General features: G+C 71.6%; 22 protein-coding genes. 13 read left to right on the forward strand and 9 right to left on the reverse strand.

The features are described 5' to 3' along the window. Positions 1–7: 7 nt before the first annotated feature. The gene (locus JNK30_RS07895) at positions 8–1009 is read left to right on the forward strand and encodes a pentapeptide repeat-containing protein (RefSeq protein ID WP_293481516.1); all 1002 of its coding nucleotides are present in this window, start codon (positions 8–10) and stop codon (positions 1007–1009) included. A gap of 16 nt (positions 1010–1025) precedes the next feature. Here JNK30_RS07895 and aspS read toward each other — a convergent pair whose 3' ends face one another. From aspS to JNK30_RS07910, 3 genes are read right to left on the reverse strand one after another with little or no spacing between them, the layout of a single operon-like run. Then, complete coding sequence (gene aspS, locus JNK30_RS07900) at positions 1026–2804, reverse strand: aspartate--tRNA ligase (protein ID WP_293481517.1); 1779 nt, start codon at positions 2802–2804, stop codon at positions 1026–1028. 60 nt (positions 2805–2864) lie between these two features. Then, complete coding sequence (locus tag JNK30_RS07905) at positions 2865–3725, reverse strand: hypothetical protein (protein WP_293481518.1); 861 nt, start codon at positions 3723–3725, stop codon at positions 2865–2867. A gap of 7 nt (positions 3726–3732) precedes the next feature. Continuing rightward, a complete protein-coding gene (locus tag JNK30_RS07910; protein ID WP_293481519.1) occupies positions 3733–5094 on the reverse strand; it encodes a serine hydrolase in 1362 nt (453 codons plus the stop codon). Between the two features lie 113 nt (positions 5095–5207). Between JNK30_RS07910 and JNK30_RS07915 the strand changes: the two genes are divergently transcribed. Both JNK30_RS07915 and JNK30_RS07920 read left to right on the forward strand, forming a co-directional pair. Next, on the forward strand, positions 5208–5699 hold the full coding sequence (locus JNK30_RS07915; RefSeq protein WP_293481520.1) for a flavodoxin family protein: 492 nt from the start codon (positions 5208–5210) through the stop codon (positions 5697–5699). A 17-nt stretch (positions 5700–5716) separates the two neighbouring features. Beyond that, entirely contained in the window at positions 5717–6574 is an 858-nt protein-coding gene (locus JNK30_RS07920) for a TauD/TfdA family dioxygenase (protein WP_293481521.1), read from the forward strand. Between the two features lie 2 nt (positions 6575–6576). Here JNK30_RS07920 and JNK30_RS07925 read toward each other — a convergent pair whose 3' ends face one another. Next, positions 6577–6756: a hypothetical protein gene (locus JNK30_RS07925; RefSeq protein ID WP_293481522.1), complete on the reverse strand. Its 180-nt coding sequence runs from the start codon at positions 6754–6756 to the stop codon at positions 6577–6579. A gap of 197 nt (positions 6757–6953) precedes the next feature. Here JNK30_RS07925 and JNK30_RS07930 point away from each other — a divergent pair, with 197 nt between their 5' ends. The 5 genes from JNK30_RS07930 (at position 6954) to JNK30_RS07950 (ending at position 13554) form a co-directional block, all read left to right on the forward strand. After that, on the forward strand, positions 6954–8873 hold the full coding sequence (locus JNK30_RS07930; RefSeq protein ID WP_293481523.1) for a nidogen-like domain-containing protein: 1920 nt from the start codon (positions 6954–6956) through the stop codon (positions 8871–8873). Beyond that, the gene (locus JNK30_RS07935; RefSeq protein WP_293481524.1) at positions 8849–11611 is read left to right on the forward strand and encodes a filamentous hemagglutinin N-terminal domain-containing protein; all 2763 of its coding nucleotides are present in this window, start codon (positions 8849–8851) and stop codon (positions 11609–11611) included. Before JNK30_RS07930 ends, JNK30_RS07935 begins: the two co-directional genes overlap by 25 nt. A gap of 86 nt (positions 11612–11697) precedes the next feature. Then, entirely contained in the window at positions 11698–12402 is a 705-nt protein-coding gene (locus JNK30_RS07940) for a hypothetical protein (protein ID WP_293481525.1), read from the forward strand. Beyond that, a complete protein-coding gene (locus JNK30_RS07945; RefSeq protein ID WP_293481526.1) occupies positions 12399–13214 on the forward strand; it encodes an enoyl-CoA hydratase in 816 nt (271 codons plus the stop codon). The genes JNK30_RS07940 and JNK30_RS07945 overlap by 4 nt, the downstream gene beginning before the upstream one ends. Position 13215: 1 nt before the next feature. Next, on the forward strand, positions 13216–13554 hold the full coding sequence (locus JNK30_RS07950; protein WP_293481527.1) for a hypothetical protein: 339 nt from the start codon (positions 13216–13218) through the stop codon (positions 13552–13554). A 7-nt stretch (positions 13555–13561) separates the two neighbouring features. Here the strand turns inward: JNK30_RS07950 and JNK30_RS07955 are convergent, their stop codons facing one another. Beyond that, positions 13562–15220: a M10 family metallopeptidase gene (locus JNK30_RS07955; protein WP_293481528.1), complete on the reverse strand. Its 1659-nt coding sequence runs from the start codon at positions 15218–15220 to the stop codon at positions 13562–13564. A gap of 142 nt (positions 15221–15362) precedes the next feature. Further along, a complete protein-coding gene (locus JNK30_RS07960; protein ID WP_293481529.1) occupies positions 15363–15743 on the reverse strand; it encodes a hypothetical protein in 381 nt (126 codons plus the stop codon). 197 nt (positions 15744–15940) lie between these two features. On the opposite strand from JNK30_RS07960, the gene JNK30_RS07965 reads away from it, so the two are divergent. Genes JNK30_RS07965 through JNK30_RS07985 form a run of 5 tightly spaced genes read left to right on the forward strand, consistent with a single transcriptional unit; the run spans position 15941 to position 20473 of the window. Continuing rightward, on the forward strand, positions 15941–16972 hold the full coding sequence (locus tag JNK30_RS07965; protein ID WP_293481530.1) for an HWE histidine kinase domain-containing protein: 1032 nt from the start codon (positions 15941–15943) through the stop codon (positions 16970–16972). A 55-nt stretch (positions 16973–17027) separates the two neighbouring features. Further along, positions 17028–18059 carry a 2OG-Fe(II) oxygenase gene (locus JNK30_RS07970; RefSeq protein WP_293481531.1) on the forward strand — a complete coding sequence of 344 codons (1032 nt, stop codon included), beginning with the start codon at positions 17028–17030 and terminating at the stop codon, positions 18057–18059. Beyond that, on the forward strand, positions 18056–19132 hold the full coding sequence (locus tag JNK30_RS07975; protein ID WP_293481532.1) for a 2OG-Fe(II) oxygenase: 1077 nt from the start codon (positions 18056–18058) through the stop codon (positions 19130–19132). The genes JNK30_RS07970 and JNK30_RS07975 overlap by 4 nt, the downstream gene beginning before the upstream one ends. Positions 19133–19190: 58 nt before the next feature. Next, positions 19191–19631 carry a DUF3617 family protein gene (locus JNK30_RS07980; protein WP_293481533.1) on the forward strand — a complete coding sequence of 147 codons (441 nt, stop codon included), beginning with the start codon at positions 19191–19193 and terminating at the stop codon, positions 19629–19631. A gap of 56 nt (positions 19632–19687) precedes the next feature. Further along, positions 19688–20473, forward strand: a complete 786-nt coding sequence (locus tag JNK30_RS07985) for a tryptophan 2,3-dioxygenase (protein ID WP_293481534.1) — start codon at positions 19688–19690, stop codon at positions 20471–20473. Between the two features lie 9 nt (positions 20474–20482). Here the strand turns inward: JNK30_RS07985 and ssb are convergent, their stop codons facing one another. The 3 genes from ssb to JNK30_RS08000 all read right to left on the reverse strand — a co-directional run bounded on the left by ssb (position 20483) and on the right by JNK30_RS08000 (position 22212). Further along, a complete protein-coding gene (ssb, locus tag JNK30_RS07990; protein WP_293481535.1) occupies positions 20483–20968 on the reverse strand; it encodes a single-stranded DNA-binding protein in 486 nt (161 codons plus the stop codon). 134 nt (positions 20969–21102) lie between these two features. Beyond that, entirely contained in the window at positions 21103–21483 is a 381-nt protein-coding gene (locus tag JNK30_RS07995) for a hypothetical protein (RefSeq protein ID WP_293481536.1), read from the reverse strand. Positions 21484–21501: 18 nt separating this feature from the next. Continuing rightward, entirely contained in the window at positions 21502–22212 is a 711-nt protein-coding gene (locus tag JNK30_RS08000; protein WP_293481537.1) for a hypothetical protein, read from the reverse strand. Positions 22213–22231 lie beyond the last annotated feature (19 nt).

The following is a 22231-nucleotide window of genomic DNA, read 5'->3' on the forward strand; positions in this document are numbered from 1 at the left end:
CGTCACGATGCGTTCCCGTTCGCCCCGTTTCCAGGCCGCCCTCGCCGCCGCCACAGCGATCCTCGCGATCGCGGGCGGCGCCGCTGCGGGCGACAAGGAAGTGCGCCGGCAGGACTCGTTCGGCGGCTCCTGCACGAAGTGCGAGCTGTCGGGCCGCAACCTCCGCGGGGCGCGGATCATCAGTGCGAACTTCTCGGGCGCGACCATGGTCGGCGTCATCCTGCGCGAGGCCAAGCTCCACGCTTCGGTCTTCGCGAGAGCCGACCTCACCAAGGCCGATCTGACCGAAACGGTGATGACCGGCGCGAACTTCTCCGGCGCCAACCTCACCTCCGCACGGGCCCGCGCCGCCGAGGCCAACGGCGTGCTGTTCGGCAGCGCCAACATGACCCGGATCGACCTGGCCGACGCCGAGGCTTCGGGCGCCGTGTTCGCCCGCGCCATCCTGGTGGGCGCCAACCTTCGGGCCATGACCATCCGCGGCGCCTCGTTCTCGCAGGCCGATCTCAGCCAGGCCGTGCTCAACGACATGGAGGGGACAGGCGCGTCGTTCGAGCGCGCGGTCCTGCGCGGCGCGAGCTTCCGCGCCGCCGAGCTTCAGGGCGCCAGCCTGTCGCGCGTCGAGGCGCGCGGGGCGGTCTTCTCGGACGCGACGCTGACGGGCGCGAACCTGTCGGGCGGCCAGTTCCAGCACGCCGCGTTCCGCTCGGCCGACCTCACGGGCGCGAACCTGACGGGCGCGAACTTCGACGGCGCGGACTTCCGCGACGCCGACCTCACCCACGCGCTCATTTCGCGGGCCGACCTCTCGGGCGCCCGTGGACTGCGGCAGGACCAGCTCGACGACGCCTGTGCGGACAGCCATACGCGGGTCCCGCCAGGGCTCACGGCCCGGACCTGCAGCGGCGCGCGGTTCATCTACCGGAGCCACGCGAAGCCGACGATCCGCTTCGTGCCGATGGCGCCGCCGGCGCCCCCCGCGCCACCGGCTCCGCCCGGGCCGCGCTAGCTAGGGGTCCGCCGCCTCAGGCCTTGATCGGCGGGGCGAGGCGGATGTGCAGCTCCTTCAGCTGCTTGTCCGCGACCTCGGAGGGCGCATTCATCATCAGGTCCTGCCCCTGCTGGTTCAGCGGGAAGGCGATGACCTCGCGGATGGCCGTCTCGCCGGCCAGGAGCATGACGATGCGGTCGATGCCGGGCGCGAGGCCGCCGTGGGGCGGCGCGCCGTGGCGGAAGGCGTTCAGCATGCCGCCGAACTGTTCCTCGACCACGCTCTCGTTGTACCCCGCGATCTCGAACGCCCGCACCATGATCTCGGGCAGGTGGTTCCGGATCGCGCCCGAGCACAGCTCGTGGCCGTTGCAGACGATGTCGTACTGGTAGGCGAGGATATCCAGAGGATCCTTGCTGTTCAGCGCCTCCAGCTCGCCCTGCGGCATCGAGAACGGGTTGTGGCTGAAGTCGACGTGGTTCGTCTCCTCGTTCATCTCGAACATCGGGAAATCGACGATCCAGACGAACTCGAAGCGGTCCTCGGCCACCAGCTTCAGGTCGGTTCCGACCTTGGTGCGGGCGTTGCCGGCGAACTTGTAGAAGGCCTTGGGATCGCCGGCCACGAAGAACGCGGCGTCGCCCTGCCCGAGGCCCAGCGCGCCCATCAGGGCGTCGGTCTTCTCAGCCCCCAGGTTCTTGGCGATCGGACCGCCCCAGCCACCCTGGTCGTCGGACCAGAAGATGTAGCCCAGGCCCGGCTGGCCCTCGCCCTGCGCCCAGCTGTTCATGCGGTCGCAGAACGCCCGGCTGCCGCCGCTCTTCGCGGGGATGGCCCAGACCGCGTTCTTCCTGTCCTCGAGGATCCGCGCGAAGAGGCCGAAGCCGCCGCCGCGGAAGTGATCCGACACGTCCTGCATGACGATCGGGTTGCGCAGGTCGGGCTTGTCCGAACCGTACTTGGCGATCGCCTCGCGGTACGGGATCCGTGGGAACGGGTACGGCGTGACCGGCTTGCCCTCGCCGAACTCGGTGAAGACGCCGTGCATCACCGGCTCGATGGCCGCGAACACGTCCTCCTGGGTGACGAACGCCATCTCCACGTCGAGCTGGTAGAACTCCAGCGAGCGGTCGGCGCGCAGGTCCTCGTCGCGGAAGCAGGGCGCGATCTGGAAGTAGCGGTCGAAGCCCGACACCATGAGCAGCTGCTTGAACTGCTGCGGCGCCTGCGGCAGCGCGTAGAACTTCGACGGATGCAGGCGCGACGGCACCAGGAAGTCGCGCGCGCCCTCGGGCGAGCTGGCCGTCAGGATCGGCGTCTGGAACTCGAGGAAGCCCTGCTCGATCATCCGGCTGCGGATCGACTGGATCACGCGCGACCGCAGGACGATGTTCCGGTGCAGCGTCTCGCGGCGCAGGTCGAGGTGGCGGTTCTTGAGCCGGATCTCCTCGGGATAGTCGGGCTCGCCGAAGACCGGCAGCGGCAGCTCGGACGCCTCGGACAGCACCGCGACGTCCTTCACCTTCACCTCGACCTCGCCGGTCGGCAGGTTCGGGTTCACCGTCTCGGCCGTGCGGGCGACCACCTCGCCGTCCACCCGGATCACGCTTTCGGCGCGGAGGTGCTCGACGATGTTGAAGCCCGGGGTCGACGGCGCAAGGACCAGCTGCGTCAGGCCATAATGGTCGCGCAGGTCGATGAAGATCAGGCCGCCGTGGTCGCGCTTGCGATGGATCCAGCCCGAGAGACGGACGGACTTGCCGGTGTCGGCGGCGCGGAGCGCGCCGCAGGTATGGGTGCGGTAGGCGTGCATTTTCCGAGGGAAACGGGGTGTTTTACGAGGCGCGGAAGGGCGCACGGAGGGGGCGGAAAGTCAAGGCGCGGCCGCCCCGGCGCGACGAGAGGCCAGGCTCACCAGGAGCCCTGCGGCGAGCCAGAAGCCGAGCACCGGGCTGACGCCGATCCCGACCAGCGGCGTCGGGAAGGCCCCCAGCAGCGGCGAAACCGCCGAGACGAGGAAGTAGCCGCCGAGCGCCAGGGCCGGCGGGGCCGGCGCCCTGGACCGGCGCGACAGCATGAGCGGGGCCGCGCTCGCGGTCGCCAGGGAAACGGCGGCCACCGCAGCCGCCATGGGCGATACCTCCCCCGCCAACCGGAAGATCTCCTCGACCTCTGGAACCGGTGCGAGCGGGTCCGGCCGGATCCACGCCATAGCGGCGGCCGCGGCGCACAGCCCTGCGACGGCGACGCGATGGACCGGCCGGAGTGGCGAAGCCGCGGCCGCGGCCACGAGCGCCACCGCGACCGCCGTGGCCTGCGAGGCGTCAGGCTGGGCGATCAGGAGCAGGAGCGCCGCCGCCGCGGCGACCCAGGGCCAGGGCCTGCGCAGGTCCATCGCCGCCAGCGCGACCACGGCGGCGGGCATCAGGAGCTCGGCGGCGTTCACCCGAACCGGGCCCACCTGCAGCCAGCGGTGCACGCCCTGCAGACCTTCGGCGGCGAAGGTGAGCGCCACGGCAAGGAGCGCGGCCGCGACGAACACCCTCTCCGCACGCGGTCCGGCCAGCCGCGCCACCCCCGCGGCCGCGGTCGCGCCCAGGATCCAGGCGGCGAGGTTCAGTCCCCAGCGCTGGGCCCCCACACCGCTGTGCGCGGCGACATGGGCCCCCAGGGCGACGGCCGTGAGGGAGGCCGCGCCGAAGACGACTGCGAAGGTTCGCAGAGCCCGATCCAAGGGCCTCCTACTTCTCCGGGTGGAGCAGCGCCTGGTAGGTCAGCGTCCGGGCCATGGTGCCCAGGTCGTCGCCCCCGGTGCCGCCCAGGCGCTGGATCATTCCGACGAAGAAGAGGTCGTTCGTCGGATCCACCCAGAACCAGGTGCCGGCGGCGCCGCCCCAGCTGATCGTCCCCTTCCCTTCCAGCGTGCCGGCGGCGCGCGGGTCGTTGACGACCATGAAGTCCAGCCCGAAGCCCACCGCCTCGTTGAAGCGAGCGCCCGAGGTGCCGTTGGAGTTCACCAGCACGTTCTTGGGGATCACGTTGGTGCCGAGCAGCTCGACGGACGCGGGCGACAGGATGCGGGCTCCGTCGAGCACCCCGCCGTTGAGCAGCATCTGGCAGAACCGGGCGTAGTCCATCGTCGTCGAGACCAGGCCGCCGCCGCCCGATTCCATGGTGGGCGGCTGCAGGTAGGTCGGCAGCGGGTTGTCGAAGATCTTGTCGGCCTCCTGGATCTTCCCCAGATCGCGGTTGAAGGCGTAGACAGCGGCCAGGCGGTCGGCCTTGGGCGCGGCCACGTAGAACGCCGTGTCGTTCATCTTCAGGGGCCGGAAGATCCGGTCCTGCATGAACTGGCCCAGCGTCTGGCCGGTGATCTTCTCGACGATGTAGCCCTGGATATCGACGGACGAGGAGTACCGCCACGAGGTCCCGGGCTGGAAGACCAGGGGGATCGTCGCGGTCTTGTCGATCATGTCCTTGAGCCCGTTCGAGCCCAGCACGCGCTTCTCGCGGTACATCTTGTCGACCGGATGCTCGTCCTGGAGGCCGTACCCGAAGCCTGCCGTGTGGCTCATGATCTCGCGCATCGTCGGCGGGCGCTTCATGTCCTCGAGGATCGGCACGCCGTTGCCGTCCGTGCCCGTCATCACCTTGAGGGTCTTGAACTCGGGCACGAAGCGCGTGACCGGATCGTCCAGCCGCCACTTGCCCTCCTCGAAGAGGATCATCATCGCCACGCCGGTGATCGGCTTGGTCATCGAGTAGATGCGGAAGATCGTGTCCTCGGTCATCGGCGTCCCCGCCGTGAGGTTCTTCTTCCCGTAGGTCTTGAACGAAACCACCTTGCCGTGGCGGGCGAGCATGGTGGTCATGCCCGCGACCCGGCCCGAGTTCACGACATTGGCCATGTAGGCGTCCAGCCGCGCCAGACGGGCGCTGTCGAAGCCCAGCGCCTCCGGACTGGCCGCGGGTGCCAGCGCGCCGACGGGCGCCTTGACGGCGGCCGGCTTGCGCGCGGCCTGGGCGTAGCCCGCCTGCGCGGGCGCAAGCGCCAGAGCGACGACGCTCAGGGCCGCGGCCAGGCGCGTGCTTGTACGAAGCATGATGATCCCCTCCCCCAATATCCTTGGAGCCGAGCTTAGGGCCGGGTCGCGTCGGCGCAAGCACGGTCGCGTTTCAGGTCGGCAATCCGCCGCGGCGACGCTAGCCTGCCGCCATGAAGCGGCTCCTGATCGTGTGGCACTCGCGGACCGGCGCGGCGCGCGCCATGGCCGAGGCGGCGGCCGAGGCGGCCGAAGCCGAGCCCGGCGTCCGGGTGCTGACGCTGCCCGCCGACGAGGCGACCGCCGAGGATCTGCTCGCCGCCGACGGCTATCTGTTCGCCGCGCCCGAGAACCTCGCGGCGCTCTCCGGCGCCATGAAGGAGTTCTTCGACCGCGCCTACTACCTGGTCCTCGAGCGGCTGAACGGCCGGCCCTACGCCATGATGATCGCGGCCGGCAGCGACGGGCACGGGGCCGTACGCCAGCTGGCGCGGATCGCCACCGGCTGGCGGCTGAAGCCCGTGGCCGAGCCCCTCGTCGTCTGCACGCGCGCCCAGGACGCGGACCGGATCCTCGCGCCGAAGGTGCTGTCCGAGGACCAGCTCGCACCCTGCCGCGAGCTCGGCGCGGCCCTCGCCGCGGGGCTGGCGATGGGCGTGTTCTGAGGCTTATCCTCGCGGCCATGGACGCTCGTACGCCCTTCCACCTCGAGCCCCTGCCCGCCACGTTCGGGGCGAGGGTGACGGGCCTGCGCCTGGCCGGGCTCGACGAGGCCGATTTCGCCGCGCTTTACGAGGCCTGGCTGGAGTACGGGCTGCTGGTCTTTCCCGGGCAGAACCTCAGCCGGGAGGAACAGGTCGCCTTCGCCAGCCGCTTCGGGCCGCTGGAGTTCCGTCTCGCGCCGATCAGCAATGTGCGCGAGGACGGCTCGGTGCGCCTGCCCGACGACGACTGGGTCCAGGTGCTGAAGGGCAACATGGGCTGGCACTGCGATTCCACCTACATGCCGGTCCAGGCGAAGGGCGCGGTCTTCACGGCCCACATCGTGCCGGCGTCGGGCGGCGAGACCGAGTGGGCCGACATGGCCGCCGCCTTCGAGGCCCTTTCGCCCGAGATGCGCGCGCGTATCGCCCCGCTCAGCGCCTACCATTCCCTGAGGCGCAGCCAGGCCAGGATCGGCCACGACTACCGGAAGAGCACGGAGCACGGCGGCTACGGCGCGGACGTCGAGACCCCGCCCCTGCGCCCCCTGGTGAAGACGCATCCGGAAACCGGCCGGCCCTGCCTCATGATCGGCCGTCATGCGTTCGGCATCCCGGGTCTCGCGGACGCGGAGGGCGAGGCGCTGCTCGATGAGCTGCTCGGGCACGCCTGCCAGCCGCCGCGCGTCTGGACGCACGCCTGGGCGCCGGGCGACGCCGTGATCTGGGACAACCGCCGCCTGATGCATCGGGCGCGGCCCTGGGACCTCTCCAAGCCGCGGGTCATGTTCCACTCGCGGATCGCGGGGGACCCCGCGACGGAATCCGCAGCGGCCTGAGCTCAGTCGGCGGAGCGACGGGGCGGCGTGATGCCGAACACCGCGTCGTCCCCGACCACGATGATGCTGGGCGTGCGCGCCGGCGGGACGCTCATCAGGGCGTCGATGAGCTCGCCGTCGTCCTCGCGTTCCGCCGCCTGCGGCGCGTCCGCCTCGCCGTCGAAGACAGTCCGTCCGGTCATCGGGCCTCCTCGCCGGGAGAATCCGGGCCGCGCGGTTCGGTTCCCTGGCCGGGCGCTCCCCCGCACGCTTTACGTGGATGTCAACCTGTGCGAATCGAGAGGTGCTCTCGGAAGCGCGGTAGCGCATGTTTCAGCCCGATACCGGCGCGTTCCGGCTGTGAACTCAACGGCTTCGGCCGTGGTGGGGGGTGAGTAGCGTGCCCAGCCTCGTGACGGGCCTTGGCGGCCCCGCCGGCTTCGGCGAGGGCGTGCTCGGCCGCAATGACGACAGCTCGACCGGCGCGATCAACATCACGTCGGTTTTTGGCGCTGGCGGGCTCAATTTCTTCGGCACGAACCACACCAGCCTGTTCGTCAACAACAACGGAAACATCACCTTCGGCAACCCGCTGGGCCAGTACATCGGCGCGCCCATCGGGGCCGGCGGACTGAACGTCCCGATCATCGCGGCGTACTGGTTCGACATCGACACCCGCGGCGGGGTCGACAATCCGTCGCCCGGCGGCACGTCGACCGGTTCGAACCTGGTCTACTACGACCTCGACACGACCAACCGCATCTTCACCGCCACCTGGGATGACGTCGGTTACTTCTCGGGTCAGATCGGCAATCCGAACGCCTTCCAGATCCGCCTCATCGACGTGGGCGGCGGCGACTTCGACATCGAGTTCATCTACGAGCACATCAACCAGTCGACCTCGGCCACGAACGACTCGTTCGGCGAGACCCCGCGCGCCGGGTACGCCCGCGGGAACGGCTCGGCGGGGTTCGAGCTCACGCTCTCGGACATCGCCGGCGATACGGGCGACTTCGAGATCATCAAGACCATCGACACCGAGATCGGGAACACCGGTCAGGCGGGCTACTACTACTTCCAGGTCCGCGGGGGCGTGGTCTCAGGCGGCGCGGGGGGCGGCCCCTCGTCCAGCGAACCCCCGCCCCCGCCGCGCCCGGCGACATTCGACGTCCGCCAGATCGGCCTGTTCCGCGAGGGCGACGAGGGGACCGTCGCGGTCGACGTCGTCATCACCCGCTCGGGGGACGACCTCAACGCCGGCTCTGTGGTCGACTGGGAGATCACCCTCGATGACCCCAACGACCTGGCGCCGGGCCAGCCGTTCTCGGGGTTCGTGGCGTTCGCGCCGTTCGAGACCACCGCCACGGTCCGTGTGGAGATCCAGGGGGACCGCCGGTTCGAGGACGACGAGTGGTTCCACTTCCGCCTGACGCAGGCCAACTTCAACGGCGAGACCTGGGACCCGGGCGTCGACGCCGTCGGCGTCATCGTCAACGACGATCCGGCCGTGAACTTCCAGTTCGCCGGTCCCGTCACGCGGGCGGAGGGCCTTGTCGGCGCCTCCCCGTTCGACTTCGTCGTGCTGCGAAGCGGAGACCTCTCGCGCGCCTCGACCGTGACCTGGACGGTGTCGCTCGACACCGCCGACGCCCAGGACCTCGACGGCGGCCAGGCTCTGTCCGGGACGATCGAGTTCGCCGCGGGCCAGGATCGCGCGATCATCACGGTGAACGCGCTGGGCGACGTACGGCCCGAGCCTGACGAGACCTTCACGGTCCGCCTGGTCTCGGCCACCACCGGCGCGACCACCCTGCCCCTCAACGCGAGCGCCGCCGGCGTCATCCTGGACGACGATTCCCGCCAGAGCCTCCTGATCGCCAGCCCGTCGGCGCTGGTGCTGCCCGAGGGCGACGCCGGAAGCGCGACGAGCTTCAACATCACCATCATGCGGGTGGGCGACGTGGCCACAGCCGCCAGCGCGCCCTACGCGATCAGCTTCCCGACCTCGGGCGGCCTGAGCCCGAGCGAGATGCAGTCCGCCCTCACCGGCACGATCAGCTTCGCGGCCGGCGCCTCCCAGGCGACGCTGACCGTCGTGGTGACCGGCGATGTCGCGCCGGAGGGCAACGAGAGCTTCGTCGTCACCCTCGGCGGCGGCGCCCTGAACACCCTGAGCATCACGGGCGTCGTTCTCAACGACGACAAGGTGGCGACGGCGGGCGCCGGTCCGTTCGAGGCCGCCGCGGCGCCGATCGAACTGTCGACCTTCATGTCGCAACTGATGGGAGGCGGCCTGTGGTCCGACGCAGGCGCGGTCTAGCGCCGGCGCCGCGTGCACGCCGGGTCGGATGGCTGGCCAGCTGCGCCGCCGTCCTCGTCTCGGCGCCGCCCGCGCATGCGCAGCTCGTCCTCGACGCCGCCGCCACCCTGGTCTCCCCGGGCGGACAGAGCCCGGCGATCGTCCAGACGGCGCGAACGGCCGACATCACGCTCGGCGCCCCACGCACGATCCTCAACTGGTCCACGTTCAATCTCGCCTCGGACCAGGCGGTCGTATACCGGTTCGGCGACCGCAACTGGATCGTGCTGAACCGCGTCACCGGCCAGGCGGTGCTCGACGGCCAGATCGAGGCCTTCGTCGGCAATGCGCGCGGCGCCGGCAACGTCTGGTTCTACGCGCCCGGCGGGGTCGTCATCGGCTCCAATGCGCGGGTGAACGTCGGAGGCCTGCTCGCCACGTCGGGCCAGGTCGCGACAGCGGGCTTCCTCGACCCCTCCAACTTCAGCTTCGGGTTCACGGGGGGCGGCGCCGGGCGCGTGGACGTCCGCGCCGGGGCCGAAGTGAAGAGCGGCGGCGGTCCTGTCGCCCTGATCGCCGGCGCAGTGACCACGGCCAGCGGCGCCGCCGTCACCGGAACCGGCCGCTCGAGCGTCCTCTATGCTGCGGCCGGCGACTACACCGTTCGGTTCGCGCCGCAGCCCGGCGACCTCGACCTCGTCGACTTCGTGGTGCCGGCCGGCGGCGGCACGGCCTCCGCGACACCCCTGACGCTCGCCGGCCAGACGGCCGCGGGCAGCGTCTATCTGGCCGTCGTCAACCGCGCCGATGTGGCGAGTGCCGTGGTCAGCGCCCCGGGCCTGATCGCGGCCCAGTCGGCGAGCGCCGACCGTGGCGACGTGATCCTCGCCGCCGGCGCGGGGATCTCCAACCGCCAGCCCGGCGCCACGCGCGTCAACACCACGACCGAGACCACCGCCACGTTCGGCGTGGTGACGGCCACCCGCGACCTCCTGGGCGGGTTCGCCGCGCCGACGGCCATGACCGCGACGCAACTCTCCGCAGGACGCGACCTGGGCCTCGCGGCGGCCAGCGTCGACACCAGCGGGCTCGACGCCGGGCGGCTCCTGGCGGTCGACGCCGCGCGGAGCCTCACCGTGCGCGCCAGCGCCTCCGCCGGCGCCGCAGCGACGCTGCGCACGACCGGCGCACTCAACGTCGCGGGCGCCGTGAACGCGGTGGGCCGCCTCCAGATCGACGCCGGCTCGGTCCAGGCCGCCCGGTTGAACTCCGGTCGCAGCGTGGTCGTGAACGCGTCCGGCGCGGCGGCGAACGGCGGCCCCGCGGTCAGCGTGAACGCGGCCCTGGCGGCGGACGACATCCTCATCACCACGACCGGCGCCGCCGGCTCCATCGTGCTGGGCGAGGCAAGGCTCACCGGCGCGGGGACGGACGAGGGTCCGGCCGGCCGCAGCCTGATCCTGCGGACGGGGGGCGCCTCGGCCGACATCACCTTCGGCGCCGTGTCCGGCTCCCCGCTGGCCGGCGCTTCCAACGTGGCTTTCGCCGGCGGTCGCGACGTGACCGTCAGCGTCCCCGGCCTGCTGACGCTTGCACCCAGCTCGGCAGGCCGGACCTTCACCATCCGCGCCTCGGACCTCGAGCTCACCGGAACGCTGACCGCAGCGAACCTGCGCATCGAGTCCCTGCAGGGCGCGATGACCCTGGGCGGAGCGGCGGGCGGCGCAGCCGGGGCGCCGGCGGCCGACATGCCGGGCCTTCGCCTGACCGACGCCGAGTTCCAGCAGATCGCCGTCAGCGGCGAGGCCAGCTTCTACGCCGGCTCGACGGCGTCGGATGCGCGCGGGGACCTGGTGGTCCAGGACCTGAACGTGACCCCGGGCCGCACGCCCCGCCTGCTCTTCGCCGCGGGCGGGCAGAACGACGTGGTCATCCCGGGCACGCTCGCGCCCGGCATCACGGGCGGCGTCGTCAACATCGGCGAGGCCGCGGTCGATTCGCCGTGGCGGCCCGGCCGGATCCTGGTGACCGGCGCCGTCGGCTTCTCCCGCGGCTCGCCGGACGCGGGCTACAGCGACGTGCGCGCCTTCGACGAGGTGAACTTCAACGCACGGAACGACGTGCTCATCGGCGCGCCGCGCTTCATCAGCCTCGTGGCCTCCGCCCCGCCGTCGTCGATCGACATCGTCCGCAACCTGCCGGTGGGCGTGGCGCCGACGCCCGACGAGGAGAACCTGGTCTTCGTCACCGCGGCCGAGCTCTCGCTGCGCGCGGCCGACCGGATCGTGCAGCAGAACACGGGGACCATGCAGCGCCCCAACGGGATCCTCGTGACGACCCTGCTTCCGGGGGCGCTGAGCGCCGCCCGCGCCAGCGTCGTCGACCTTTCGGGGGCGTTCCGCGACGCGAACGGCGTGGTCCGCGGCGGCTCGCTGAGCGTCGAAGGCGGCGGCTCGGGGATCATCCGCTTCAACGGCTGCGACGCCGGCCAGGGCGGCTGCGGGCCGCTCGCCGTGGCGGCCTTCACCAATCGCATCATCGACAGCTCGGGCCTGGGCGCGCTGAGGACCGGCTCCGGCCGCTCGACGGACGGGGTGGATCCGGCGACCGCAGGACTCGGCGGCGTGCCGCCCGAGCCGCCAGTGCTCGTGTTCACCGATCCCAACGCCGAGGCCGACGCCATCGCGACCGATCCGGTCACCCTGGGCGCCGGCAGCGCCGAGGTGTGGCGGCAGAAGCGGCAGCGGCCAGGCCGGTAGCCGCAGATTCCCGCCCGAGGCTGCCGCGGCGGGAGCCAAACCCGTGCTAGGCTGGGGCGATTGTAACGCTCGCGGGGAGGCGGGGCGTGCTGGGTATCGACATCTCGGCCTTGAGTCAGGCGGAGCTGCGGCAGCTTCTGGAGGTCGCGCGCGCTCGCGGGCAGCAGGCCCTCATCGCGCAGCTCACCGCCGAGATCGAGGCGCGGCCGGGTCGCATCGGACGCTATGGAACGCCCTCGTCCTTCGTGCTCGGTCAGCCTGCGGTCGAGGCCTCGCCGCCCGCCAGGGTCCGCCCTCGGCGGCGACTGGCGGTCGCGATCACGGCGGGAGTCGCGGGCGCTGCGACAGCCGCCCTGGTCCTCGGCCTGAGCGTCGATCCGGGACAGCTTGTCACGCCGGTCCGCGACACGGCGCCGCCGCCGCGGGTGGCCCTGGCGCTCGCGACATCCCCCCTCGCGGCCGATGATCCGCTCTCCGACCCGGTGCCGGAGCAGGCCGCTCAGGGCGCGGCGCCGCCACGCCGGCACAACCCCTGTTACGACGAGCCCACCGCTGCGGACCGGCTGGTCTGCGGCTATCCCAGTCTCGCGCAGCGGGAACAGGCTCTGAAGGCCGCGCTCCAGGCCGCGCTCACGGCAGGCGCCGACGCGCGCGCGCTGGAAGCCGAGCAGGCGGCGTGGAAGGGTGAGCGGGACGGCGTCTCCGACCGCGAGGCGCTCGCCGACCTGTACGACCGCCGCATCCGCCAGCTGGCCGACGCCGCCAGCCCACCGCCGCCGGAGTCCCCATGACCGACACGCCGATCCTGTACGAGGTCAGCGACCACATCGCGACGATCACCCTGAACCGCCCGGACCGTCTGAACGCCTGGACGGGTCCCATGGGATCCGAGCTGCGGGCCGCCATGGCCAAGGCCGACGCCGATCCCGACGTGCGCGTCATCATCCTCACCGGCGCGGGCCGCGGCTTCTGCGCCGGGGCGGACATGGGTTATCTCGCCACCGTGACCGAGACCGGCGAGACCGGCGGCGGGCGGGGACCGGAGCCCTACGATCCGGCCTCCCGCGGCGACTTCCATCACCCCATGGCGTACTTCCCGAGCGTGAAGACCCCGATCATCGCGGCCGTCAACGGTCCGGCCGCCGGGATGGGCTTCGTGATCTCGCTCTACGCCGACCTGCGGTTCGCCGCCGACAGCGCCGCGTTCGTGACGGCCTTCGCGCGCCGGGGCCTGATCGCCGAGCACGGGATCAGCTGGACCCTTCCGCGCCTGGTGGGGCAGTCCCGGGCGATGGACCTGCTGCTCTCGTCCCGCAAGGTGGGCGCCGAAGAGGCGCTTCGCATCGGCCTCGTCGACCGCGTGTTCCCGACCAACGAGCTCATGGCCGAAACCCGCGCCTACGCGCGCATGCTGGCCGACGAGGTCTCGCCGCGCTCGCTGGGCGTGATCAAGCGGCAGCTGTGGGAATCGGCCTTCCAGGACCTCGGCGAGGCGCTCGAGCTCGCGGACCGCGAGATGGCCCTCAGCCTGAAGAGCGACGACTTCAAGGAAGGCGTGGCGCACTTCGTCGAAAAGCGCGCGCCGCGCTTCACGGGCGCCTGAGATGGCCCTCGCGGCGGCCGCCGCCCTGCTCCTGGCCCTCGCCGCCGCGCCCGGGCGCGAGACGCCGGCGGGGACCACGGCGTTCAAGTGCCAGGACGGCAGCGACGTCACGGCCCGCTTCGCGGCCCGCGGCGAGCGGTTCGTGGCCATCGTCGACGCGGGCGACGGTCCGCACGTCCTGACCAGCCTCCCGGGCCTCGACAGCGGGCCGGTGAAGCTCACCTGGAGCGACGGCGTCCGGACCCTCACCTGGAGTCCGGGGGTGCAGATCATGTTCCTGGACCGGGCCGGCCACCGCATGTGCGGCCGGGCGCACGGCCACGGCGGTCACGGCCGCTGACGCCGGCTCAGGCTCCGAAGATCGATCCCGGCGGCAGGCTCGACATCGCGACGCCCACCAGGATCACCTGGCCGGAGCTCATCTGGATCACCGTGTCGCCGCCGACCTGCATGACCGTGAACTGCGTTCCGGCATCCAGGAGGACGCGGTCCCCCTCGGCGACGCTGAAGTCGAGGACCCGGTCGATCCCGGCGTCCGCAGAGGAGTGGAACAGGTCGGCGCCGCTGCCGCCGGTCATGGTGTCGTCGCCCCGGTCGCCCGAGACGAAGTCGGCCCCCGCGCCCCCGGCCAGGGTGTCGTTCCCCTGCCCGCCCCGCACCGTGTCCGCCCCGTTCTCGCCGTGGCAGGTGTCGTCGCCGAGGTTGCCGTAGGTGAAGTCGTCGCCGTCGCCGCCGAACAGCAGGTCGTTGTCGCGGCCGCCGACGCAGAAATCCGTGCCGCCGCCGGTGGAGACGGTGTCCGAGCCCATGTTGCCGTTGATGTCGTCGAAGTCGGCGCCCCCGACGAGGCTGTCGTCGCCCTCGTCGCCGCGCAGGTAGTTGCCCGCCACGCCGGCGCTGCCGCCGGTGATCGTGTCGCCGCCCGCGCCGCCGGCCACCGAGTCCGAGCCGGCGCCGCCCGAGATGCTGTTGGCGGCCGTATTGCCGATCACGGTGTCCGAACCCGCGCCGACCAGCACGTTCTCGATGGTGGTGTTGGGCGACGTCGCGAGGTTGTTGGACCAGGTGTAGGTGTCGGGCTTGTTCAGGAAGTCGGCGATGAAGCTTGCCGAGAAGTTCGGGAACGCCGCCGTGTAGAAGGCGATCTGCGCCGCCACGGGAAAGAGGGCGATGGAGGAATAGGTCCCTGGCGTCAGGTTGATGCTGGACGCCCGGGTGTGGGCGGCCAGGTCCAGGGTGTCCACCCCGCCGTTGTCCACCAGCGTCGCCATCAACGCGGTGTCCTGCGAGAACGTGTAGGTGTCGCCGCCCGTCGCCACGTTGCTGGCCGCGCCGTAGAGGCCCTGGATGGCGATGACGTCCAGCAGCATGGGCGTCGAGGGCTGCACGAAGTCGCCGCTGGCGAACAGCGTGCCGCCGCGGACCTCGAAGGTCCTCAGGATCGAGTCCTCGAAGTTCGTGTACGACATCACCGTGTAGCGGGTCGTGTCGAACTCGACCGGCAGGCGCGGCCCGTCCTCGAACGGGTGCTTCAGGCCAAGCGCGTGGCCGATCTCGTGCAGCAGCGTCGTGTAGAGGAACGTGCCCGGATCGGCGGCGTCGCCCTTGTATTCATCGTCGAGCCAGATGTCCCCCTCGAACGCGGCGCTGCTGAACCCGGGCGTCGGCGGGCCGTAGGCGTAGGCCGCGGCGTTGGCGCTGGCGTAGTCCGCGGCGTTGGTGAAGGCGATCCGGATGTCGCCCTGGGTGAAGCCGTTGTCGGACACCTGGTTGATCGAGAGGTTGATCAGCCGGTCCCAGGCCTGGATGGCCATGACGAACGCGGACGCCTGGCTCGCCGAGAGCACGCCGTAGGCGGCGTTGAAGGGTTCGTCGCCGGGCGGATAGGACGTCGCGGACCAGACGGCCCCCGCCCCCGGGATCGAGAAGGTGATGGACGACGTCATCCAGCGCGAGCCGTCGCCCTCGTGAAGTCCCGCGAAGATCTCCGCCGTCGTGATCGGCATCGCCGCCCCCGAATAGCACCTCAGTCGGAGCTATTACGTGGTGGCGATGGTGAATTCTTCGTCTTCCCGCCCCTCGGGTCGTGCAGGGGCGGCGGCCCGATGCTCGGAGGGCCGCCGCCCCGCACCCGCGGGCGCCGGCGCCCTAGTAGCGCCAGCCCCAGCCGCGGCGGTTGTCGTACCGGTCGTACTGGTCGGGGCGGCCGTCACGGTCGCGGTCGCGGTTCCACTCGGCGCGATCCGGGATCCCGTCGCGGTCGGAGTCGCGGCGGCCATAGCCGTAGCCGTAGCCGTTGTGCCGATAGCCGTGGCGGCGGTTGTCGTAGCGGTCGTACTGGTCGAGGCGGCCGTCGCGGTCGCGGTCGCGGTTCCACTCCCGCCGATCCGGAATGCCGTCACGGTCGGCGTCATGATAGCGGCCGCTGTAGTAGCCGTCGTAGCCATACCCGTACGGCTGGGCCGAGGCGGCGCCGGCCGCGAGCGTCGCGGCGGCGAGCGCGGCGCCGAGGATCAGGGTCTTCTTCATGGGGGCCTCCTTTGGCTTGTCCCCACCGTAGGCCCGCCTGGCTGAACGGGGTCCGGGACGCCGGTTCAGCGCCCGTTCACCACCCTGAACTGGGCCGTAGCCCCTGCCCGGCGCCACCGGCGCCCGGAACTCGCGGCCACGCCGGTGGTTCGTAGGGCCACCGAGTGAGCAATTGGCGGCAGAGGCGTCTCCGGCCCATGGAACACGACGATCCCGCGATCGACGGCGAAGCGGCTCGGCTGGTGATCGCGCACGCGCGCGACTACGCGATCATGACGCTCGACCTCGACGGCATCGTACGCTCCTGGAGCCCCGGCGCGGTCCAGGTCACCGGCATCACCCAGGACGCCGCCATCGGGACCCACTTCGGGCGTCTGTTCCTCGAGTCGGACCGGGCCATCGGCGATGACCGCCGCGAGCTGGAGCACGCCTGGGAACACGGACGCGTGGAGGACAGCCGCTGGCACGTCCGGGGCGACGGCGCCCGGTTCTGGGCCAACGGCGTGACCATGGCCATCCGCGGCAGCTCGCCGCCGATGCTGATCAAGATCATCCGCGACGAGACCCAGAGCCGGCTCGCCGAAGAGCAGCGCGTGCTGCTGCTGAACGAGCTGAACCACCGGATCAACAACACGCTCGCCACGGTCCAGTCGCTGGTGGAACAGACCCTGCGCGCGGCCGACCTGGACCGCCAGCTTCGGGACGATCTCTCCGCCCGCCTCGAGGCGCTGAGCCAGGCGCACAGGGCGCTGATGGAGCACAACTGGGCCGGCGCCGATCTCACGGACCTCGTCGAACGCGCCCTGGCCCCTTTCACCACCGGCGAGGACGCCCGGTTCTCGGTCGAGGGCCCGCCTCTGCGGCTGAGCGTGCACCAGGCCGTGTCGCTCTCGCTGGTGCTGCACGAGCTCGCCACCAACGCCGTCAAGCACGGGTCGCTGTCGCGCCGCGGGGGACGTGTGTCGGTGCACTGGAACCAGGCGCTCGACGAGCAGGGCGGCCGGCGCATGAGCTTCCTGTGGGCCGAGAGCGGCGGGCCGGCCGTCCAGCCGCCCAGCCGTCGCGGCTTCGGCTCCCGCCTGCTGGAGCGCAGCTTCCCGCAGGGCAGCGGCGGCGAGGTCAAGGTCGAGTACGCCGAGGAGGGCGTCCGGTGCGCCGTCTCGCTGCGCCTGTCGAGCGAGGCCGAGATGCCGATGCTGGACCTGGCGGCCGCAGCGCAGAGCGCCTGACCTCTGACTTCACCGCGGCGGTGACAACGCGCGCCGCCACGCTATGGTCCGCGCCATGCTCGCGATCGGCCAGGCGGCTCCCTTCTTCGTCGCGCCCACGGTCTCGTCGCCCGAGTTCGTGTTCGACACGGCCGGCGGCCGCTATGTGCTGATGCTGTTTCTGCCGACGGACGAACGGCTCCAGCCCGCGCTGCAGGCCCTCGCGACGCACCAGCGCCTGTTCGACGACGTCAAGGCCGCCGCCTTCGTGGTGATGCGGGAGCCGGACCGGATCCAGGGCGTGCGGGACCTGCGCGGCCTGCGCTGGATCTCGGACCGGACCGGCGCGATCACCCGGCACTATGGCCCCGACGCCCACTGGCTGTTGCTGGACCCGGCGCTTCGGACCCTGGCGACGTGGCCCATCGAGTCCGCCGACGAGGTGTTCGCCAGGGTCGCCGCGCTGCCGCCCGTCGAGGCGCACGCGGGGGTCCCGCTACATGCCCCGGTGCTCATCGTGCCGCGGGTGTTCGAACCCGAGCTTTGCGAGGCCCTGATCGCGCGGCATCAGGAAAGCGGCGGCGAGGCCACAGGGGTGATGCGCGACGCGGGCGACCGCACGGTCGCGGTCATGGACGAGCTCAAGCGGCGCCGCGACATCTGGATCGACGATCCCGATCTGAGGGCGGGCATCCAGGCGCGCCTGGAACGCCGCCTCTATCCGATGATCGCCATGGGGCTGGGCTTCACGGTGACACACATCGAGCGGTTCCTGGTCAGCTGCTACGACGCGGCCGACGGCGGCGTCTTCCACGCCCACCGGGACAACACCACCCAGGGCACGGCGCACCGCAAGTTCGCCTGTTCCCTCAACCTGAACGACGATTTCGAGGGCGGCGACCTGCGGCTGCCCGAGTTCGGTCCGCAGACCTATCGCGCGCCGCCGGGCGGCGCGGTGGTCTTCTCGTGCGGCCTCATGCACGAGGCGACGGCGGTCCGCCGCGGCCGCCGCTACGCCTTCCTGCCCTTCTTCTTCGACGACGCCGGCGCCCAGGTCCTGGCGGCCTACCAGGCGCGGGTCGCCGCCGCGGAGACCGTGTCCGCATGAGCGCCGCCTGGGCCCTTCCGCCGCTGTCCGAAGGCGAGTTCGCGCCGGACTTCGTCGCGCCCACGCGACAGAACCCGCGTTTCCATTTCCGGACCGTGGCCGGCCGCTACGTGGTGCTGGGCTTCCTCCCCCGCGATCCCGCCCGCCGGGCGCAGGCGGTGGCGGCCTGGGAGGCCGAACAGGCAAGGTTCGACGACCAGTTCCTGGCCGCATTCCTCGTGACGCCCGCGCCCCTGACGGACGACGCGCCGCCGGACCGGGTTCCCGGCCTGCGATGGTTCTACGACGCCGATGGCCAGGTCCACGAGCGCTATCAGGTCGCCCCCGAGGACGGCGGATGGTTCCTCCTCGACCCGGCGCTGCGCATCCTGGCCCGGGCGCCGCTGGGCGAGCCGGGAGCCGTCTTCGGCCGGCTGGCCGCCCTGCCCCCGCTCGCGGCCCACGCCGGCGTGCCGCTCGTCGCGCCGGTGCTGATCGTCCCGCGCGTCTTCGAGCCCGATCTGTGCCGCCGGCTGATCGCGTACTACGAGGCGCGCGGCGGTCTGCCGTCGGGCGTCATGCGCGACATCGACGGCAAGACCGTGGGCGTGCTCGACCGCATGAAGAACCGCCGCGACGTGATGGTCGAGGACGCCGACCTCCGCCAGGAGCTGCTGCAGACCCTGAAGCGCAACCTCGTGCCCGCCATCCGCCGGGGCCTGCAGTTCACCGCCACGCGCCTCGAGCGCTACCTCGTCGCCTGCTACGACGCCGAAGAGGGCGGCTACTTCCGCCCGCACCGCGACAACGAGACGCTCGGCACCGCCCACCGCCGCTTCGCCTGCTCCATCAACCTCAACGCCGAGGCGTTCGACGGCGGCGACGTGCGCTTCCCCGAGTTCGGCCCCCGCACCTACCGGCCGCCCACGGGCGGGGCGGTCGTTTTCTGCTGCAGCCTGCTCCACGAGGCGACGCCCGTGACGCGCGGACGCCGCTACGCCTTCCTGCCCTTCCTCTACGACGAGGCGGGCCATGCGATCCGCGAGCGCAACTACAAGCTCATCGACAACAGCTCGGCGGCCGCCGCGAGCTAAGGCTCCGTTCACCGGCGCAAGCCACCTTGCCGCCGGAAACGGCCGATAGAGTCTTCCGATGCGCCTCCTGCCCGCCCTCCTCGTCCTCGCGATCGCCGCCCCTGCGGAGGCCGCGACGACCATCCTGCCCGGCTACTGGGAGTCGACCAATCGCCTGCTCTCGCCGATCCGGCAGACCAAGACCGAGAAGCGCTGCATCACGCCCGCCGACGTGGAGAAGTTCATGTCGGGCCCGTCGAACCGCCACTACGCCTGCACCTACCCCACCAAGGTGTTCGCGGGCGGCAAGATCCGCCTGAAGGGCGCCTGCGTCTCGAAGAAGGGTCGCAAGGTCGCGGTGCAGGGCGAGGGAACCTACACGCCGACGAGCTTCAACCTGACCGCCGAGATCGCCACCGAGTTCCTGGGGCTCGACATCTCCGGCAAGGCCTCCACCGAGGCCCGCCGCATCGGCGACGCCTGCCCGGCCCCGCCGTCCTCTACGCCCGCCGGCGGGTGAGCGCGGCGGACGCCGCCCGGCTTGACAGCCCGGCGCCGCGGGCGGTCCCTGCCCCGATGACCGTCACCTATTCGAGCTACCTCGGGCTGGACCGCCTCCTCTCGGCGCAGCATCCCACCAGCGACCGCCACGACGAGCTGCTGTTCATCGTCATCCACCAGACGAAGGAACTCTGGCTCAAGGAGATCATCCACGAGGTGCGGCTGGCCAAGGCCCTGGTCCGCTCCGGCGAGGTGGAGCCGGCGTACAAGGCGCTGGCGCGCGTCTCCCGCATCCAGACGATCATGACGCTGTCCTGGGACGTGCTGGCGACGATGACGCCGGCCGACTACCTGAGTTTCCGCGACGGCCTGGGAGCGAGCTCGGGCTTCCAGTCCTGGCAGTTCCGCACCCTGGAATACCTCCTCGGCCTGAAGGACGCGGCCTTCCTGGCGTTCCAGGACGAGGGCTCGGCGGCCCGCGGCGAGCTCGAAGCGGCCCTGGCCGCGCCCAGCCTCTACGACGATGCGCTGGCCCGCGTGGCCGCCAGCGGGCTGCAGATCCCGCCGGAGGTCCTCCAGCGCGACGTCACGCAGCCCTACGCGCCGCACCCGGCGGTGGAGGACGCCTGGCTCGAGGTCTACCGCGACACCGCGCGCCACTGGGAGCTCTACCAGCTGGCCGAGAAGCTGGTCGACCTGGACGACGCGCTGCTCACCTGGCGGCACAAGCACGTTCTCACCGTCGAGCGGATCATCGGCGGCCGGCGCGGGACCGGCGGCACCGAGGGCGCGAGCTACCTTGCCCGCACCCTCCAGCGGCGGTGTTTCCCGGAGCTGTGGAGCGTCAGGAGCCGGCTCTAGACGCCTGGCCTAGAACGGAATCTCGTCGTCGAGGCTCGCGGAGAAGTCCTCGCTCGGGCGCGAGCCGCCGCCGTTGCGGGGGCCAGAGGAGAAGCCGCCGCTGGCGCCGTAGCCGCCGCCGTCGTCGGCCCCCGCGCTCTCGCCGCGCCCGCCCAGCATGGTGAGCTCGCCGCGGAACTTCTGCAGCACGATCTCGGTGGAGTAGCGCTCGGCGCCCGAGTTGTCCTGGTACTTGCGGGTCTGGAGCGCGCCCTCGATGTAGACCGTCGAGCCCTTGCGCAGGTAGTTCTCGCAGACCTTCACGATGTTCTCGTTGAAGATCACCACCCGATGCCACTCGGTCTTCTCCTTGCGCTCGCCGCTGGTGCGGTCGCGCCAGGTCTCGGAGGTGGCGACGCGGAGGTTGGCGACCCGGTCGCCGGAGTTGAGGCTGCGGATCTCGGGGTCGGCCCCGAGGTTGCCCACCAGAATGACCTTGTTGACGCTGCCCGCCATCGATCTGTCCTTGCTTTCCGTGTGCGCGGGCTCGTCGGCCCTGGCGGCACGCTAGCGCGCCGGATCGGCGACAGCAACCAAAAGGTTCCGCTTTTGTTCAGGTTCGGCCCGGACCGTCCACAGCTGAATCGCCGCTACTCCTGCGGCATCGCTCCGGGAACCGCCAGCCGCCCGTCGCCCGTCCGGACCAGCGCCACGTAGCGGGGGCCCTCCAGCGAGGTGGAGGTCATGACCCCTTCCTTCACCAGGAAGAGGAAGTTGGCCTGGTAGGCGCCGTAGATCTCCTGCTGGTTGCCGCCCATGCGGAGGAACTGGATGCGCATGGCCTCCAGGTTCGCCGCGCAGCGCTCCAGGCTGGGGGCGTCCACCAGCTTGTTGTACTTCAGGGACCCGTCCTTCTGCGGAACGACGTGGTAGCAGATGCCGGCGTCCCCCGGCGGCTTCGTCCGCTTGGCGCAGCCCGACACGGCGAGCGCCGCGGCGAGCAGGAGGATCGGGAGAGGATTTACAGACATAAGATCAGCCTACCAGGGTCAGCGCACGACCGGAATGCTGCAGTCGGCATTCTGCGGCGCCAGCGTGTGGAACGTGCGGTTGTCGTCCGAGATCTCGACCCGCCCGGCGACGAGCCGCAGCGTCTGCGGACCGAAGCGGCCGTAGGTCGCCGCGCCCGGCCGCTCGCAGCGGCCCGCGAACAGAGCCTGGACGCAGGCGTCGAGGTCGGTGTCGCCCGCGACCTTGCGCCAGCGGCCGCCGCCGTGGCGCCAGCAGGCGGTGGCGGAGGCCGCCGCCGAGGCGGCGTCTTCGGTGTCCTCGACCGGCTCGATGGGGGCCGCATCGGGCGCGATCTCGTCCTGCGGCGTCGGCGGCAACGGGGTCAGCACCTGGCCGGCCTGCTCGGCCGCGGCCAGCGCGCCGGTCTCGTCCAGGCCGACGTCGAGCGCATCGGTGGCGACGCCGTTGCGCTCGGCGCAGGCGCTCAGGCTCAGCTCGCCGACGAACTGGCCCTGGACGAAGCAGCGCAGCGGCTTGCCCGGATCGATCCGGCCGGCCTCCTCGCCGCCGCTGGAATCGATGACGAGGCCCCCTTCGGACGCCGGAGGCGGCGCCTCCGGACGGTCGCCGCGCACCAGCACCCACGCGATGGCGCCGCCTGCGAGCAGCGCGGCCACGCCGCCCAGGAGGACGAGCGGCGGGCCACGGCGGCGTGGCGCCGGCTCGGCGGGCTGCGGAGGCGTGTCCATGCGGTCTGGCTAGACCCGC

This window comes from Phenylobacterium sp. (genome assembly GCF_016793225.1).
Classification (GTDB): Bacteria; Pseudomonadota; Alphaproteobacteria; order Caulobacterales; family Caulobacteraceae; genus Phenylobacterium.